The following is a 16,595-nucleotide window of genomic DNA, read 5'->3' as shown; positions in this document are numbered from 1 at the left end:
GAGGAGGGAGAGCCACGCGCTGTGTTCCTTACGTGCGGCCGAGCAGCGTCGTGCCGAACAGTGCGGTGAAGACCAGGCTGCCGGCCGTCATCGCCACAGCACGGCCTCAGCAGGCGAGGTCATGGCGCAACGGCAGGGCTCGGCCCCGGCCCCGGCCCGGCATCGCCGAACCCGCGCCCGACCATCACGGCCGGACCGCCACGAGGCGTGCGGAGATCCGGGATCGCGGACACCGCCGGCACAGCGCGTCGTACTCGGTGAGCAGGACGTGCTGTGCCGATGACGGCGTTAGCGGGTTCCGGGCACCGGACGGCCTTTGGTCACCCGGACGCCAATCCCCCGGCGGCCGGATCAGTTGTGAGCGGCCTCGAACGCCTCGATCGCACTGGCCGGGATGCGTCCCCGATCGGCCAGGGCGTGACCGTGCGACTTGGCCCATTCACGGATGGCGAGGGTCTGCTCTTTGCTGCGCCCGGCGACCGGCCTCGCTCCGACCACCTCGCCATTGCGCTTCGCCCTACCGCCGACCTTCCGCGCGTTGCTCACGAAATCCGCTAGCGCGTCACGGAGCCTGTCACCGTTCTTGCTGGTCAGGTCGATCTCGTAGGCGATGCCGTCCAACCCGAAACGCACGGTCGCGATATCGTCGGACGCCGTGCCGTCCACGTCGTCGATGAGCTGGACAAGAACCTTCTGCGCCATTGCGACCCCCACGAAGTTCTGATAAGTCCCGATACCGGCACTGGTACCGATAACCATAGGGCGCTATCTTGCGGAACACCAGCTTCTCCGGCCCGGTATTCCTCGAAGAACGTTACTGTGACCTCTTCGGTACTGTGCGCGCGTGGCGCCGGGTTCCCGGTCACCGGTTATGCGAAATGCCGCAAGAACACCGGTATTCAACGGAGCGCGGAGGGTCGATCGGCTACGGCGGATCCGGCCGCGGGCAGCGCCGCCGGTCGAAGCAGGGGCGCGGTGGGCGGTGAAGCCCAGCCGGCCACGCGCCCGACCCGCACCCCCGTGCCGATCGGGGAGAACACGGCTCACCTGGAATTACGAGCGTTATCCGAATTTGTGCGGAGTGCCCACCCGGTCGCCGTGCCACCATCGCGTGGCGGGGTGCACTTGGCGTGGAATTGGACGGTTCGGGAATGCTGGTCGGCGATCGACAGCCGCGTTCCCGGCTGCCCCGCGGCGTTCAGATCCCGTGGGCGCGGATCATCGGCGCCATCAGCTCGGCGCGCACCCGCCACATCGGCCGTCGAGCCGTGAGGACAGTGGAGAACAGCAGCAGGTTCCCCAGCACCGCGGTCACGACGACCAGCAGCACGCTGTCGGCACCGCTGCCCAGCAGCGCCCCGCCGACGGCGACGACCGCGGCGGCCGCGCACAGCGCCGCCGTGCGCACCGGCTCGTCCCAGCGGAACGCGCGCCCGCGCTCGACCTGGTCGATCAGCTCCGCCGCGCGCCGGGCGACCTCCTGGTCACCGGGTGCCAGCGCGGCCAGGCGGTCGGCCACCTTCGCGCACTCGGCGAACTGGGCGGCGTTGGCGATCTCCAGGTCGTCGTCGCGGGTGACCGACCTGGAGGCGTCCGCGACCCCGAGCAGCGCCGCCGCGAGCCGGTCCACGTCCACCGGCTCCGACTCGGCCCTGCGCACCTCGGCCCAGCGCTCCGCGAGGGTCCACTCGATCCGGTTCCGCACTTCTGCCTCCGACCACCGTTCCAGGAGAAGGGTTCCATGAGCGATCCGCCCGGCGCGAACATAGCGGACGACGACGGCCGGGACCGCCGCCCGCGCACATCGGACAGCGGACGCGGGCCGCGGGTGCCGGGGTCGTTCCGGTTCGCCGCGACGGCGGCGGCGCTCGGTCTGGTGGTGAGCCTCGGCTCCGGCCTGGGGACGATGTACGTCCCGCGGCTGTGGGCCACCGCTCCCGTCACCACTCCCCCGCCCGGCACGTCGACGCCGTGGTCGACCACCGGCTACCCGTCGTGGTCGACGACCACGACGACCACCGTCCAGAGTGGACCGCCCACCGGGTTCTACCGCCACACCAGCCCGCAGGGCCTCGTCACCGTGCTGCCGGATGCGTTCGTGCCCGCCAACGGGCAGGCCAAGGGGACCCAGGTGGCGAAGGACCCGACCGACCCCGACGTGGAGGTGCGCTTCGGCGGTGACGCGCAGGAGTCCACCAGCCTCCTGGAGACGATCACCAAGGCCGCGGGGGTCGAGTCGGTCAACCCGCAGTACACCCAGGTGGAGCTGAGGAGGACCACCCACGGTGATCGCGAAGCCGTCGAATGGGAGTTCGTGAAGCCGAACCCGGACGGCGACGTCCGGCAGACCCGCGCGCACTACTGGCGGGCGGACGGCGTCGAGTACGTCCTGCTCGTCACGGCGCCGGCGGACCGCTTCGCCGACGCGGCGCGGATCCTCACCACGATGATCCGCTACAGCGAAACCCACTGAGGAGCGACACCGACGATGGTCCTGGCCGACACGTGGCGGGCCCGGTTCACCCCGCGGTCCGACCACGCCGATCCCGATCGCCACGAGGCCACGCGCCACCTGTGCGCCGCGGCCCACCTCAGCCGCGACTTCGCGGACGCGGCGCTGCGGGAGCTGCTGGCGGAGCCGACCCGGCCCGCCGCGCCCGCGCCGGGTGTCGACTCCGCCGCCGTGCTCACCGAGGCGCTGGCCGCCCGGCTGCGCACGGACGTGGTCGACGGGCTCGTGCTGGTGGTGCTGGCGCTGACGCTGTACTTCGTCTTCCCGTTGGCGGTGCTCTGGATCCTCGTGGCGCTGGTGCTGAGCCTGCCGAAGATCATCCGCGTCTGGCGCGACGCGCGGACCCGACGGGGCGCGGGGCGATCGGCCGGTCCCGTCCGCATCGGTCTGATCGTCCTCACCGCCGTGGGCTCCCTCGCGTCGGTGGCCGACTCGGTCAGCGGGGGCTCCGGCGCGGACGACCTGGCCGAGGCCGCGTTCGAGGACGTCACCGGCTACGTGCTGCTCGCGGTGGCGCTGGTGGTCCTGCTCGCCAACCGGCTGATCATCGCCCACCAGGTGACCGACTGCTTCGGACCGCTGAACCGCAGGCCTTCACGCCCCTTCGACCGCTCCCTGCTGCGCCTGTCCCCGACCCTCGCGGCGCGCATCGGCCAGTACCACGGCGACACCAAGCGCCTGCGCGCCGGAGTGTCCGAAAAGGACGACCTCGTCCCGCTCCTCGTGCACCGCGGCTACAAGCCGTTCGTGGGGGCGGGCGACATCCACGACCCGTGGACCATCGCCGTGCCGCTGGAGCGCAGGCCGGACGCCCCGGACTCCACCGACCCCCTCGACACCGCGACGCTGCTGGACGGCATCACGAGCAAGGTCACCGATCTGCGGGCGGCGCCGCTGCTCGCGCCCAGCGCGAGGCTCGGCGCCCTCGGGGTGGGCGACTGCGTCGTGGTCGACGCGCAGGGCCTGGTGGACAACCTGTCCAAGTCGCCGTCGGCGCACTACCTCAAGGACCCCGGCGTGCCGCCGTACACGCACGTGCCCCGGTCGCACGCGCACGACCTGCGCGACAGCCCGCTGGAGTGGTCCCGCTTCTACCGCCGCTTCTCCCTGGTGACCTGGGAGGACGACCTCGTGGTCTCGGTGTTCGTGCACGTGGCGATGGACGAGTCGACCCTCTACCTGGAGTGGACCCCCTGCGTGCTGCGGCCCATCAGCGCCGAGCTGACGGCCGTCGACTCCGAGCCCGCGTCGGCGTGGGTGCCGGTGGGCCGCGCGCTCAAGGACCTGGCGCTGCTGCCCGCCAGCACGCTGTCCCGCGCGCTGCGCCTGGTCGTCCGCCCGCGCGCGCTGCGCCCCGACCGCGGCCGGGTGGACCCGGACCGGTACGGCGCCCTGCTGACCCTGCGCGAGATGGCCGCCGACGTCGAACTGCGCAGCTACTTCCAGCAGGCCGACGTGGAGCGGTACACGCACCTGCTGCGCACCCGCGTCACCCTCGCCGTCGCGGAGATCCTGCGCACCGCCGGCTACCACACGGCGTCGTTCGACCAGCAGGTCCAGTCCGTCGTCAACACCACCGTCAACACGGTCACCGTCGCCGACGGCGGCACCATGAGCGGCCACGTCCTGCAGACGGGGACGCTGAACGGCGACGTGGACATCACCGGCTGAACCGGTGGCGGCGGACCGGGCCGGTCACCCGCGTGCGGGAGGGTCCTCCAGGCCGCGGACGGTGGTCATGGACGCGAGCCCCGAGTAGGTCATGACGGGCGCCAGCAGGGGCGTGGCGACGAGTTCGATGCGGGAGGCGTGCGCGAACAGGACGGTCAGGCCCGCGCTGTCGAGGTACTCGCACTCGGTGAGGTCGACCACGAGCCGTCCCCGGATGCCGTCGAGGGCGGCGCCGAGGGCCTCGGTGTTGCTCATGTCGATCTCGCCGACGACCTTGAGGACCGCGGCTCCGTCGGGGCCGCGACCTGGCGTGAGGGTGAGCGGTGTGGTCATCAGGGGATCCTCAGGTGCATGTCGACGGTGGTGCCCGCCGGGCCGGGGGTGATCGTGACCTGCTGCATCATCGCGCGCATGATGGCGACGCCGCGCCCCCGGTGGGTGTTGGTCTCGGGCTCGGGGGTCTTCCAGCGGCCGGTGTCCGTCACCGTCAGGTACAGGTCGCCGACCACGGCTTCCGCCCGCAGTCTGACCGCGTCGGGAGCCGTGCCGGGGTACCCGTGCTCGATGGCGTTGGCGCACGCCTCGCCCGCGGCGACCAAGACGCTCTGCACGGCCTGCGGGGGCAGCCCGCACTGGTCCAGCCAACCGCGCAGGGTCTTGCGGACCGGTGCCAGCCGGGACGACTCCGCGGGGAAGCTCAGCTCCAGCGGCGCGGGGTGGCGGTAGAGCAGGAGGGCGACGTCGTCGTCGTAGCCCTCGACGGGGGCGAGCCGGTCCATGACCTGGGTGGCGAGGTCGTCGAGGGCGGTGTCGCGGCCCGCCTGGACGGCCTGCCCCGCCTGGTCGATGCCCGCGGTCAGCGAACGGCGGCGGCGCTCGACCAGCCCGTCGGTGTACATCAGCAGGGTGGCGCGGGCGGGCAGGTCGCACTCCGCTTCGGGGCGCTGGAAGCCGGGCCGCACGGCGAGCGGGGTCGACCCGCCCTGGTCGAGCAGGCGGGTGGTGCCGTCCGGGTGGGCCAGGATGGCCGGCGGGTGCCCGGCGCTGGAGTAGGTCAGGTGGCCGGTCTCGGGGTTGAGGATCCCGCAGAAGACCGTGGTGCACAGCGCCCCCGGCAGGCCCGCCGCGAAGTGGTCGAGGGCCATGAGGGTGCGGGCGGGACCCGTCTCCTGGAGGAGCAGGGCGCGGCAGGCGCTGCGCAGCTGCCCCATGATGGCGGCTGCCTTGAGACCGCGGCCCACGCAGTCGCCGACGACGATGCCGATGTGCCCGTTGGGCAGGACGACGGTGTCGTACCAGTCGCCGCCGATCTCCAGGGGCTGGGCCGCGGGTTCGTAGCGGACGGCGAAGCCCGCGGGCAGGTGCGACGGGCCGAGGATGGCGCGTTGCAGCGCCAGCGCGGTCTCCCGTTGCTGGTCGATCTGGTGGGCCCGGCTCAAGCCCTGGGCCAGGTGTCCGGCCAGCAGCGACAGCAGGACCTCGTCCTGGTCGGTGAACCGGCGGCGGTCGTCCAGGTCCAGCCAGAGCACCATGAGGCCGTCCGGGTGCTCCAGCAGGATGCCGATGCCCGCGCCACCGTCGGGGACGGGGCTCAGCAGCGCGCGCTCGCGCAGCGCGCTGATCCGCCCGCGGTGCTGCTCCTCCAGGTCATCCCAGGCCAGCTCGGGGTCGGTGCCCGCGAGCGTCGGCGTGCCGTGGTCGTCGAAGACGACGGCGAGGACCCTGCGGGCCTGCCACAGCTCCTCCAGCTCCTCCAGGGCTCCGGCCAGCGCCTGCGGCAGGCTGGTCGCCTGGGAGAGCCGCATGCTCAACGCCGCCAGTGCCACGTCGCGCTGGATGGCGTAGTGCTCGGCGGTGACGTCGCGGAAGGTGCCCACGACCATCGTGCGCCCGGTGTCGGGGTCCTGGGCGGGGTTGAACATGACGCTGATCCACAGCAGGTGGCCGTCCAGGTGGATGGCCGGGATGGTGTAGCTGCCCCGGCTGCGGCTGAGCAGACCGGAGAACGCCTCGGCGAACCGCCGGTGGCCGTCGGGGTGGGTGTCGGCGTCCGGCCACCACGGGTGGACGGCGGTGTAGGGCAGGTTCTCGGGGCCGTAGCCGAGGATGTCGGTGAACGCGGTGTTGATCTCGATGACCGCGCCGTCCTCGTCGCAGACGAAGAACGCCTCCTGCAACGAGTCGATCAGCGCGGAGTGCCAGCGCGCGTGGTGGCTGCGCAGCCGGGACAGCTCCACGTTCGCCCGCACCCTGGCCAGCAGCTCGGCCGCGGCGAACGGTTTGACGAGGTAGTCGTCGGCACCCGCCTGGAGGCCTTCGATGGACGCCTCCTGCCCTGCGCGGGCGGACAGCAGCAGCACCGGCACGGCGGCGGTGCGGGGATCGGCGCGCAGCGCGGCGACCAGCGACAAGCCGTCGAGGCGGGGCATCATCACGTCGCTGACGACCAGGTCGGGCACCTCGGTGCGGATCACCTCCAGCGCGTCCACGCCGTCGACGGCGGAACGGATCTCGTAACCGGCGTCGGACAGCAGCCGCGAGAGGTATTCGCGCATGTCGGCGTTGTCGTCGGCGACCAGCACCGTCGCGCGCACCGCGGGATCGGACGCGGCGGGGACGCCGTCCGGCGCCGTGACGTCCGCGAGGGCCGCGCCGCGCCGCTCGGCGGGCAGCCAGCGCAGGGCCTCCTGCACGTACGGGTCGGCCGTGGTGGACACCGCGGTGGACACCGGGACCTCGGCCAGGGCGTCGGCGGGCAGGTGCGCGGAGCCGAACGGCACGCGGATGGTGAAGCGGGTGCCGCGCCCCTCGGCGCTGTCGGCGGTGATGGTGCCGCCGTGCAGGCCCACGAGCTCCTGCACCAGGGCGAGGCCGATGCCGCTGCCCTCGTTGGAGCGCGAGCGGGCGTTCTCGATGCGGTGGAAGCGCTCGAACAGCCGCGGCATCTCCTCGGCGGGCACGCCGATGCCGGTGTCGGCGACCGTGACGACCGCCTCGCCGTCGCCCGTGCGCACGGAGACCCGGATCGACCCCTCGAAGGTGAACTTCAGCGCGTTGCTGAGCAGGTTGAGGACGACCTTCTCCCACATGCCGAGGTCGACGCGCACCGGCTCGGGCAGCGGTGGGCAGTCGACCTCCAGCGCCAGACCGGCCGTGTCGATCGCCGAGCGGAAGACGCTGGCCAGCTCCGCGGTGACGGCGGCGAGGTCGACCGGTTCGTAGCGCGCCTGCATCCGTCCCGCCTCGATGCGGGAGAAGTCCAGCAGGGTGTTGACCAGCTTGCCCAGCCGCAACCCGTTGCGGTGCACGACCTCCAGTTCCGCGCTCGCCCTCGGGTCGGTCCCCGCCAGCCGGTCGCGCAGCTCCGCCACGGGCCCCATGATCAAGGTCAGGGGGGTGCGGAACTCGTGGCTGATGTTGGAGAAGAACGCCGTCTTGGCCCGGTCCAGCTCGGCCAGCTCCTCGGCCCGGCGCTGCTGCGCCTGGTAGCTGCGGGCGGAGGCGATGCCCGCCGAGACGTGCCCGGCGACCAGGTCGACGAACCCGCGGTAGGCCTCGTCCAGCTGCCGGTAGCGGTTGAGGCCCGCCACCAGGAAGCCGTACGGCGCGCCTCCCTGCTGCTGCAACGGCACCACCAGCGCCTGCACGGGCGGCCGCGGCCAGTCCCCCTCCGGCAACCCGGCGAACGCGGGCCCGTCGAGGTCCACCAGCACGGACTCCCCCCGCGCCAACGCCGCCACGGGCCACACCGCGCCCGTGTCGTCGGCGGGCAGCTCCGCGGGGGCGCTCGGGTGCTCGGCGGTGATCCCGGTCGTCCCGGCCAGCCGCGCCGTGCCGTCCTCCCCGAACAGGTAGGCCGACGTGAAGGGCAGGTCGCGCGGGTTGCGGTCCATCTGCCGGCGGGCGAAGGCCAGGGTCTCCTGCTCGGTGCGCACCACGCTGGGATCCGAGCCCAGGTCCCGCAGGGTCGTCATCCGCCGTTCGCCGATGACCCGCTCGGTGTCCTCGCTGACCACGCACAGCATGCCGACCACGGTGCCCGCGTCGTCGCGCAGCGGGCTGTAGGAGAACGTGTGGTAGCTCTCCTCGGTGTACCCCGACCGCTCCAGGAACAGCAGCAGGGCCTGGTCCCAGGTCGCCCGCCCGGTGGTGAGGACGTTGTCGATCCGGGGGCCGATGTCGCCCCAGATCTCCGACCACACCTCGTGCGCGGGCCGTCCCAGCGCCCAGGGGTACTTGCTGCCCAGCGTGTCGCGCCGGTAGGCGGCGTTGCAGAAGAACGTGAGCTGCGGCCCCCAGGCCATCCACATGGGGAACCGCGACGACAGCAGGATGCTCACGGCCGTGCGCAGGCTCTGGGGCCAGTCGGCGGGAGGCCCCAGCGGGGTCGTCGTCCACTCCACGGCGGCGAGGTCCGGACCGACCTCGTCGTCGACGGCGAACACGTCGGCCACCGCCGCGGACCGGTGTGCTGCGTCGTCGGAACGCGTCACCGCTAACCCCTTCGTCCACGCCGACCGCGGTGGAACCGGTCCCCCGGCACCCGCGGCCGCCCAACCCCCGCCACCACCGCAAGCCGGTGAAGCGATCCGTAGGATAGGCCGGCCCTCACAGGTGCGCGCGTACCCGTGCCCGAGCACCGAGCACGGGGCGGGCTCGGGACAGGACGGGGGGAGAACATGGCGAACGAGTGGAAGCCGACAGCCCGTCGAGCGCTGTCCGGAACCTCCCGACCGGTCCTCGGCCAGGGGGCGCCGACGGCACCGCTCCTCGCCCCTCCGTTCACGACCAGCGACGATCCGCAGCACAGGAGATCCGGTGACCGACCAAATCCTCACAGTCGCCCTCGACCAGAATTCGGCGGCCTTCACGGTGCTGCGGGTCGCGGGTGAGCTCGACCACCACTCCGCCCCGGCCCTGAGCGAAGCGCTCGAAGCGGTGCCCTTCGGCCCGGAGCACGGTGTGGTCATCGACCTGACCGGCCTGTCCTACTGCGACTCCACCGGGATCAGCGTGCTCGTCATCGCGTTCCAGAACGCCCAGGCCGCCGACAGCCCCTTCGGCCTCGCCGGGCTCAACCGCGAACTGATGCGCGTCTTCCAGATCGCCGGGCTGGACAAGTTCCTGCCCTTCCACGCCACCGTGGACGAGGCGGTCGAAGCCCAGCGGTCGTGACCACCCGGCCCGGTCCGCCCGCCTGACCCGAGCCCCGCGCGAGTGAGCCGAGTTCATGTTACCTTTGGTAACAGCAACTTCGGGTAACATGAACTCGTCATCAGGGAGCCCTCATGACCAGCGCGGATACCCACGGCAGGCGAGCCGGGAGGCACCAGGACCGGCAGGCTGTCGCACGCAGGCTGTTGGCGTCGTCGGAGGCGCTGTCCTACGACCCCGTCCGGGAAGTCGACTGGGAAACGCCGCTGGACGAGGACTTCCACGGCGCCAGTCCGGAGTGGAGCACCCTGTACGGAACGCCGTACTGGGACGAGATGCCCGAGAGCCGCCGGCGCGCACTGACCCGCCAGGAAGCCGCTTCCGTCGCGTGCACCGGGATCTGGTTCGAGATGATCCTCCAGCAGATGGTGCTGCGGGACTTCTACGCGAAGGACCCGACCGACCCCGCGTTCCAGTGGGCGCTGACCGAGATCGCCGACGAGTGCCGCCACTCGATCATGTTCGCCCGCGGCGCGGCGAAACTGGGCGCCCCCGCGTACCGCCCGCGCAGGCTGGTGGTCGAACTGGGCCGCGTGTTCAAGACCGTCGCCGTCGGCGAGGCGGCCTACGCGGCGATCCTGGTCGCCGAGGAGGTCCTCGACGTCATGCAGCGGGACTGGATGCGCGACGAGCGGGTGGTGCCCTTCGTCCGCACCATCAACAACATCCACGTGGTCGAGGAGTCGCGCCACATGGAGTTCGCCCGCGAGGAGACCCGCGCCCGGCTGAGGGGTGCGAGTTGGCCGCGCAGGCAGTTCAACGCCCTGGTCGTGGCCATCGCCTCCTACTGCATCGTCACCAGCATGGTCAGTCCGGAGGTGTACGCGAACGCCGGGCTCGACACCGACCGGTCGATCCGGGAGGCCAGGGCGAACGAGCACCACCGGTCGATGCTGCGGTCGGGCTGCGCGGGGCTGATGGAGTTCCTGCACTCCGCCGGGCTGCTCACCAGGGCGGCCACCCGGATCTACCAGCGCGCCGACCTGATCTGACCGATGGCCTACGCGATCACCCAGACCTGCTGCGGCGACGCCTCCTGCGTCGCGGTCTGCCCGGTCAACTGCATCCACCCGACGCCGGACGAGCCGGATTTCGGCACCACCGACGTGCTCCACGTCGACCCGCGCGCCTGCATCGACTGCGGTGCCTGCGCGGAGGCCTGCCCGGTCGACGCGATCTTCCCCGTGGACGCCCTGTCCGGGCCGCTCAAGCCCTACGCGGGGATCAACGCCGACTACTACGCGGCCGCGGACCCCGCGGGCGGGCCGGGTGATCCCGCGCCGAACTTCCACGACTGGGGCCCGCCGGTGTTCGCCCGCACCACCCCCGGTGGCGGTGAGCCGCTCGACATCGCCGTGGTGGGCACCGGTCCGGCGGGCATGTACACCGTCCAGGACCTCCTGCTGCGCACCAACGCCCGCGTCACCCTGCTCGACCGGCTCCCGGTCGCGGGCGGCCTCATCCGGTACGGCGTCGCGCCCGACCACCCGTCCACGAAGCGGATCGGCGAGGCCTTCGCGCGCTTCCACGCGCACCCCAGACTGCGGCTGCGGCTGGGTGTCGAGGTCGGGGAGCACGTCACCGCGCAGGAGTTGGCGGACCGGCACGACGCGGTGGTCTACGCCGTCGGCGCCGCGTCCGCCAAGCCCATCGGCGTGCCCGGTGAGGACCTGGCGGGCAGCGTGGCCGCCACCACCGTGGTGGCCTGGTACAACGGCAGTCCCGACGTGGTGGACGACGCGGTCGACCTGTCGTCGGAGCGCGTCGTCGTGGTGGGCAGCGGCAACGTGGCGCTGGACGTGGCGCGCATCCTGACCGCCGACCCGAGCGGCCTGGAGGGCACGTCGATCGCGCCGCGAGCCTTGACGAGGTTGAAGGCCGGCAAGGTCCGCGAGGTGGTCGTGCTCGCGCGGCGCGGCCCGGACACCGCCGCGTGCAGCAGGACGGAACTGCTCGCGCTCGTCGGACAGGACACCGTGGACGTCGTGGTCGACGGGGCCGATCCCCGCACGGCGCGGACCATCGACTCCGCTGCCCCGCCCGGCAAAGCCGCTGTGCTCCGGGGGATCGCGCGGGAGGTCGTCGACTGGTCGGCCCCTCCCCCGTCCGGCAGGCGGCGCATCGTGTTCCGCTTCCACTCCGCGCCGGTCGCCCTCGTCGGCGACACCGGGGTGCGCGGCCTGCGCGTCACCGGACCGGGCGACGACGTGGAGATCACCGCGGGACTGGTCGTCCGGGCGGTCGGCTACCGCGGAACCCCGGTGCCCGGCCTGCCCTTCGACGAGGGCACCGGCACCGTCCCGCACGTCGGGGGGCGGGTGGCGGACCGGCCGGGGACCTACGTCGTCGGCTGGATCAAACGCGGGTCGACCGGCGGCATCGGGGCCAACAAGGCGTGCGCGCGGGAGACCGTGGACGCGCTCCTCGACGACGCCGCCCGCGGCAGGCTGCCCGCGCGGGACCGGCGCACCGGGCTCGCGTCCCGCTTCCGCGGGCGGTCCTGACCCGGCCGGCCGCGGGCGTCACGCCGTCCTGGGGACCTGGACGGCGGCCAACGGGGTTCGCCTCGGCTCGTCGGGCGCCTCCCGCCCGTCCGCCAACCCGTCCGCGAATCGGCGTGCGGTCCACTGTGGACTGCCGCGGAACAGGGCAAGGGCTTTCCGGATGGCCGCGGGGACGCCGCGCGCGAACCGGGTCGCCTCGCGGACGACGTCGGCCGACGCCTCGGGGGCGCCCATCCGGAACAGGGTGGCGGATTCCGCCGTGGACAACGGCTCCAGGCCGATGGTCTCGACGGCGTCGAGGCGGAGCCGGGACTCCGCGGTGACCAGCACCATGCAGCCGGGGCTCCCCGGCAGCAGCGGGATGACCTGCTCGGCGCTCGTCGCGGAGTCCAGCACCAGCAGCACGCGGCGACCGGCCAGTTCGGCGCGCCACGCCGCCGCGCGGTCCTCCGGCCCGGCCGGGACGTCCTGGACACCGAGCCGGTGGAGCAGGCGCGCCAGCAGGTCGGCACTGCCGGGCGGTTCGCGGCGGAGGTCGACGTGGAGCTGCCCGTCGGGGAACCGGTCGGCGATCCGGTGCGCGACGTGCACCGCCAGCGCCGTCTTGCCGATACCGGCCGCGCCGTCGACCACCACCACCGGCACGCACGTCGGGCTGGTCAGGCTCAGGTGCGCCACCCTGGCGACCTCCCCGGCACGCCCGGTGAAGTCCGGCACGGCACGCGGCAGGTCGCAGCGCGCGGCCCGGCCCGGCGCGCGCTCCCCCAGCGCCTGCCGGTGCGCCTCGACGAGGTCGCGGCCGGGATCGACGCCCAGCTCCTCCGCGATCACCGTCCGCGCCTGCTCGTAGACGGCCAGCGCCTCGCCCCGCCGCCCCTCGTGGAGCAGCACCCGGACCAGGCGCGCCCACAGCCCTTCGCGCAACGGGTCGGCCGCGGTCAGCTCCCGGAGCAGCGCGACGGCCTCGCGGAGGCGGCCCAGCGCCGTCAACGCGTCCGCGAGCGCCTCGCGCGCGTCCCACCGCAGCTCGTCCAGCTCGGCCACCACGGGTGCCGCCATCGCGCCGGGCAATTCCGCGAAGGGCCTGCCGCGCCACAGGGCCAGCGCCGCGGTCAGGTGGTCCACCGCGCCCGCCGGGTCGCCGTCCGACATGGCCCGACGCGCGTGCCGCACGTGCTCCCTGAAGCGGTCGACGTCCAGCTCCCCCGCGCGGACCCGGACCCGGTAGGCCCCCGGCCTGCCCTCGACGCGGGTAGCCCCGTCGCACAGGGACTTCCGGATCTGCCAGACGTAGGTCTTGACGTTCGACACCGCGGACGCGGGCGGCTCCTGGTCCGACCAGACCGCGTCGACCAGCCGGTCGCAGCTCACCCACTCGCCCGCGTCCAGCAGCAGGGCGGCCAGCAGCGCGGCGGGCTTGCGGGCGCCCCACCGCCGGGGGGCGGCTCCCGTCTCGAGCGGGCCGAGCACGCGGAACAGCACTTCCCCACCTCCGGTGTCCGTGGACGTCGTCTGCACGCCACCACGGTCACACCGGGCACATGAGGATCCGATGACAAGTTGATCAGGACTTGCACACCGCGCCGCGAACGGCCTTCGGCGGGCTCTCGACCACCAGCGCGCCGTCCGTGGCCTGCACCAGGAAGCAGTACCTGCGGTTCTCCTCGACCTCGACGCGCATCGTGCGGTTGCGCTGCGCCACGCGCACCTCCGGCTTCCGGTCGTCGGTCGACACGACGACGGCGAACGTGAGCCCGTCCACCGCCTGCCAGGAGAGGTCGACGTACGTGCCGTGGTCGGCGGGCTCGTCCAGGGTCAAGGGGACCGGCCGGGCGGAGGTGGTGCCGGTCGGGGCGGGCGAGGCGGAGGACGGGGTGGGGAGCGTGGTGCGCACGAGGAACGGCAGGGCGACCAGCACCGCGCCCCCGAGCACGAGCCCCGCGACCACTCCGGAGCCGATTCGGGACCGCGGCCGGGCAACGGGTTCCGGCGTGACGGGGTCGGGGACGGCGGTGGTCTGCTCGGCCGGAGCCGGTTCGCGGAGCGCGGCCAGCCGCCGTACCACGACGTCCGAAGTGGAAGGTCGGTCGGCCGGATCCGCCGACAGCAGGCGGGTCACGAGCTTCGCCAGCTCGGGGGGCATGTCACCGCCCTCGGACGGCGGGCGCCCGGTCAGGGCGAGGTGCAGCACGCCGCCGAGGCCGTACAGGTCGGAGCGCTCGTCCATCGTGCCGTCCCGCGCGGTCTCCGGCGCCGTGTACCCGGACGGGTGATCGGCCGGGAACGCGCGGCGCAGCGCCACGCCGAAGTCCGCCACCATCGGCGCGCCCGAGGGGTGGAACAGCACGTTGTACGGGGACAGGCCGCCGTGCACGACCCCCGCCCGGTGCGCCGCCGCCACCGCCGTGGCCACCGCGTGCCCCACGGAGACGGCGTCGGCGAGCAGCAGTTCGCCGCTGCTCGCCACCAGCTCCGCCAGCGACAGCGAGCACAGCTCCATCTGCAACGCGGTCCGGCCGTCCGGCAGCTCCAGCACCTCGTCCACCGGCAGGATCGGGAACCCCTCGCCGACGGCCTCCAGTGCCGAACGCTCCTGCTCCACCGCGTCGAGCACCTCCCGCCCCGCCGCCTCGGGGTACACCTTCAGCGCCAGGTACAGGCCGCCGTAGACCGTCGCCACCGGTCCGGTGCCGATCGGTTCGAAGTCCTCGCCGGTCATGCCGGGCTCATCGCCGTACCGGCCGCGCGCACGGCCTTGCGGAACGCCGCCTCGGCCTCGACCGGCCGGTCCGCCCGCGTCAGCACCTCGACCAGCCGGAGCCAGCTGCGTTCCCGCGCGGGCTCCTCCACCAGCAGCGACTGGAGGAGCATCACCGCGTCGGCCACGTCCCCCAGCGCTTCCAGCGCGTCCACCAGCTCGTCCAGCGCCTCCCAGCGCAACCGCGCGAGCCGTGCCGCCTCGAACCTGCTCTGGTACGTGTTCAGCTGCGTGAACGGCGTGCCGCGCCACAACCCCGCCGCGGCGCGGAAGCAGCGCGCGGCCACGTCCGGATCGGTGCGCAGGACCGCCCGGCCGTCGTCGACCAGCTGCCCGAAGACGATGCTGTCCAGCTCGCCCTCCCCCACGTTGAGCCGGTGCTTGCCCCGCATGCTGTCGATGCGCGCCGACGTGCCGTCGTAAAGGGGCGTGAGCCTGCGCAGGCGGTGCACGCACTCCCACAGCGCGTCCGCCGGGGACGCCACGTCCCGGTCCGGCCAGACCGCCTCGGCCAGGCTGTCGACGCCCACCCACGTGTTGGGGCGCACCAGGAGCGCGGACAGCACCCGCCGCGGGACGCCCGCGGGGACCTCGGCCGCACGGCCGTCCACGTGGGTGACCTCGAGCGGACCGAGCACGCGGAACAGCATGGGAGCGACGGTATCCGCGGCCGGTGCACGCGCGGTCCAGCCGAATCGGGCGGCGGTCTATCCCGGCTGTACGGGTCTTGGACGCTGTCGCGCGACCGTCGTCGCCTCGAAGGCGCGACTACCGAGGTGGGAACGATGGAACAACCGAGCAACCTGCGGCGGGCGGCGCTCTACGGCGTCGCGGGGCTGATGACCGCCGCGATCGGCGCGACCGCCGTCAACGCGTTCGTGGACGGCGAGCCCGACAAGCCCGCGCAGGCGGCGTCGATCAAGCCCACGGCGGCGCCGACGACGTCGTCCGAGGCGCCGAAACCCGCGCCCGCGCCGGAGGCCAAGGTGCTGGTGCCCGAGCCGGCACCGGTCGAGGCAGCGGCTCCGGTGCAGATGCAGGTACCGGTGGCACAACCGATCCCGCAGCCGGTGGCGCTCGTCGAGCCCCTCGTGGAGGACGCCGATCCTGTGGCCGAGGTGCCCGTCACCGCACCCGCCGCGGTGCCTGTCGCGGTGCCTGTCGCGAAGGCGGTCGCGCACAAGGCTGCCCCGCACAAGGCTTGGTCCAAGCCGAAGGCGGTCAAGCACGCGCCGAAGCCGGCCCACACGCCGAAGGCCACCACGGACGTGGCGCTCAAGAAGGCGTTGGGCGAACAGGAAGAGGCGACGAAGAAGGTCAAGCGCGAAGAGTCGGAACTGGCCTCCGCGAAGAAGGACCTGGCCGTGAAGAAGGCCGAGGTCCAGAAGATCAAGAAATCGGCGGAGAAGCCCAAACCGAAGCCCGCGGTGGCGCCGGTACTGACGAAGAAGACGTCGCCGGACATGACGAAGAGGCTTCAGCAGCACCACGAGGACAAGCACAAGGACAAGCACAAGCAGGGCAAGAAGCTGACCATCCAGGGTTCGCACGGCTGACCACGGCCATGGGCGCACGGCAGCTACGACCGCTGGACGAGTACGACTCGACCACCGACGACGACTTCCGGCCCGACCCGGACTCCCCCTACAGCTCCTACTACGTGGTGCTGCCGGAGGGCACGTGGGAACCGGAGGAGGTCTTCGACGAAGAACCGGACGACGACCACCTGCCGGACGACTCCGCGGGCCGCTCCAGAGCGGGTGGTGTCGCCGGCATCGCCACCGCACTCGTCGCCGGGATGATCCCCGCCCTCGTGCTCGACCTGCCCGCCGCGTTGGCCGCCGGTCTGGCCGCGGGTGTGTTCGGCGGCCTCATGGGGAGGTCCCTCGGCGTCGAGTTCCACGACCGCGGGCATCGCGGGGAAGAGGGGTAGGAG

General features: G+C 72.9%; 14 protein-coding genes. 7 read left to right on the top strand and 7 right to left on the bottom strand.

The features are described from left to right. Nucleotides 1–351: 351 nt before the first annotated feature. A complete protein-coding gene (locus tag RM788_RS50150) occupies nt 352–702 on the bottom strand; it encodes a histone-like nucleoid-structuring protein Lsr2 (RefSeq protein WP_315934935.1) in 351 nt (116 codons plus the stop codon). A 496-nt stretch (nt 703–1,198) separates the two neighbouring features. Beyond that, entirely contained in the window at nt 1,199–1,705 is a 507-nt protein-coding gene (locus tag RM788_RS50145) for a hypothetical protein (protein WP_315928714.1), read from the bottom strand. A gap of 36 nt (nt 1,706–1,741) precedes the next feature. Here RM788_RS50145 and RM788_RS50140 point away from each other — a divergent pair, with 36 nt between their 5' ends. Both RM788_RS50140 and RM788_RS50135 read left to right on the top strand, forming a co-directional pair. Then, complete coding sequence (locus tag RM788_RS50140; protein ID WP_315928712.1) at nt 1,742–2,473, top strand: serine/threonine kinase C-terminal domain-containing protein; 732 nt, start codon at nt 1,742–1,744, stop codon at nt 2,471–2,473. Between the two features lie 15 nt (nt 2,474–2,488). Then, nucleotides 2,489–4,183, top strand: a complete 1,695-nt coding sequence (locus RM788_RS50135) for an AbeC-like domain-containing protein (protein WP_315928710.1) — start codon at nt 2,489–2,491, stop codon at nt 4,181–4,183. A gap of 24 nt (nt 4,184–4,207) precedes the next feature. Here the strand turns inward: RM788_RS50135 and RM788_RS50130 are convergent, their stop codons facing one another. Both RM788_RS50130 and RM788_RS50125 read right to left on the bottom strand, forming a co-directional pair. After that, nucleotides 4,208–4,516: an STAS domain-containing protein gene (locus RM788_RS50130; RefSeq protein ID WP_315928708.1), complete on the bottom strand. Its 309-nt coding sequence runs from the start codon at nt 4,514–4,516 to the stop codon at nt 4,208–4,210. Next, on the bottom strand, nt 4,516–8,676 hold the full coding sequence (locus tag RM788_RS50125) for a SpoIIE family protein phosphatase (RefSeq protein WP_315928706.1): 4,161 nt from the start codon (nt 8,674–8,676) through the stop codon (nt 4,516–4,518). The genes RM788_RS50130 and RM788_RS50125 overlap by 1 nt, the downstream gene beginning before the upstream one ends. Before the next feature lie 325 nt (nt 8,677–9,001). On the opposite strand from RM788_RS50125, the gene RM788_RS50120 reads away from it, so the two are divergent. From RM788_RS50120 to RM788_RS50110, 3 genes are all read left to right on the top strand, one after another. Further along, nucleotides 9,002–9,358 carry an STAS domain-containing protein gene (locus tag RM788_RS50120; RefSeq protein WP_315928704.1) on the top strand — a complete coding sequence of 119 codons (357 nt, stop codon included), beginning with the start codon at nt 9,002–9,004 and terminating at the stop codon, nt 9,356–9,358. 113 nt (nt 9,359–9,471) lie between these two features. Continuing rightward, nucleotides 9,472–10,389 carry an AurF N-oxygenase family protein gene (locus RM788_RS50115; protein WP_315928702.1) on the top strand — a complete coding sequence of 306 codons (918 nt, stop codon included), beginning with the start codon at nt 9,472–9,474 and terminating at the stop codon, nt 10,387–10,389. A 3-nt stretch (nt 10,390–10,392) separates the two neighbouring features. Beyond that, a complete protein-coding gene (locus RM788_RS50110; protein ID WP_315928700.1) occupies nt 10,393–11,901 on the top strand; it encodes an FAD-dependent oxidoreductase in 1,509 nt (502 codons plus the stop codon). 18 nt (nt 11,902–11,919) lie between these two features. On the opposite strand, the gene RM788_RS50105 is transcribed toward RM788_RS50110, so the two are convergent. Genes RM788_RS50105 through RM788_RS50095 form a run of 3 tightly spaced genes read right to left on the bottom strand, consistent with a single transcriptional unit; the run spans nt 11,920 to nt 15,309 of the window. Beyond that, nucleotides 11,920–13,419: an AfsR/SARP family transcriptional regulator gene (locus tag RM788_RS50105; protein ID WP_315928698.1), complete on the bottom strand. Its 1,500-nt coding sequence runs from the start codon at nt 13,417–13,419 to the stop codon at nt 11,920–11,922. A 46-nt stretch (nt 13,420–13,465) separates the two neighbouring features. Further along, a complete protein-coding gene (locus RM788_RS50100; RefSeq protein ID WP_315928696.1) occupies nt 13,466–14,620 on the bottom strand; it encodes a protein kinase domain-containing protein in 1,155 nt (384 codons plus the stop codon). Further along, on the bottom strand, nt 14,617–15,309 hold the full coding sequence (locus tag RM788_RS50095) for an AfsR/SARP family transcriptional regulator (protein ID WP_315928694.1): 693 nt from the start codon (nt 15,307–15,309) through the stop codon (nt 14,617–14,619). Before RM788_RS50095 ends, RM788_RS50100 begins: the two co-directional genes overlap by 4 nt. Between RM788_RS50095 and RM788_RS50090 the strand changes: the two genes are divergently transcribed. Together RM788_RS50090 and RM788_RS50085 are read left to right on the top strand one after the other, a co-directional pair. Then, nucleotides 15,271–16,215 carry a hypothetical protein gene (locus RM788_RS50090; protein ID WP_315928692.1) on the top strand — a complete coding sequence of 315 codons (945 nt, stop codon included), beginning with the start codon at nt 15,271–15,273 and terminating at the stop codon, nt 16,213–16,215. The two genes, RM788_RS50095 and RM788_RS50090, sit on opposite strands and share 39 nt — an antisense overlap. Before the next feature lie 8 nt (nt 16,216–16,223). Further along, complete coding sequence (locus RM788_RS50085; protein ID WP_315928690.1) at nt 16,224–16,592, top strand: hypothetical protein; 369 nt, start codon at nt 16,224–16,226, stop codon at nt 16,590–16,592. Nucleotides 16,593–16,595 lie beyond the last annotated feature (3 nt).

This window comes from Umezawaea sp. Da 62-37 (assembly GCF_032460545.1).
Taxonomy (GTDB): domain Bacteria; phylum Actinomycetota; class Actinomycetes; order Mycobacteriales; family Pseudonocardiaceae; genus Umezawaea.
Note: the sequence above shows the minus strand (reverse complement) of the source record. Positions and strands in the feature narration are given on the sequence as shown.

Excerpts from the sequence above, each read along its gene's own strand:
- RM788_RS50150 (WP_315934935.1), bottom strand. The coding sequence starts at position 702 with ATGGCGCAGAAGGTTCTTGTCCAGCTCATCGACGACGTGGACGGCACG.
- RM788_RS50140 (WP_315928712.1), top strand. The coding sequence starts at position 1,742 with ATGAGCGATCCGCCCGGCGCGAACATAGCGGACGACGACGGCCGGGAC.
- RM788_RS50135 (WP_315928710.1), top strand. The coding sequence starts at position 2,489 with ATGGTCCTGGCCGACACGTGGCGGGCCCGGTTCACCCCGCGGTCCGAC.
- RM788_RS50130 (WP_315928708.1), bottom strand. The coding sequence starts at position 4,516 with ATGACCACACCGCTCACCCTCACGCCAGGTCGCGGCCCCGACGGAGCC.
- RM788_RS50115 (WP_315928702.1), top strand. The coding sequence starts at position 9,472 with ATGACCAGCGCGGATACCCACGGCAGGCGAGCCGGGAGGCACCAGGAC.
- RM788_RS50110 (WP_315928700.1), top strand. The coding sequence starts at position 10,393 with ATGGCCTACGCGATCACCCAGACCTGCTGCGGCGACGCCTCCTGCGTC.
- RM788_RS50100 (WP_315928696.1), bottom strand. The coding sequence starts at position 14,620 with ATGACCGGCGAGGACTTCGAACCGATCGGCACCGGACCGGTGGCGACG.
- RM788_RS50095 (WP_315928694.1), bottom strand. The coding sequence starts at position 15,309 with ATGCTGTTCCGCGTGCTCGGTCCGCTCGAGGTCACCCACGTGGACGGC.
- RM788_RS50085 (WP_315928690.1), top strand. The coding sequence starts at position 16,224 with ATGGGCGCACGGCAGCTACGACCGCTGGACGAGTACGACTCGACCACC.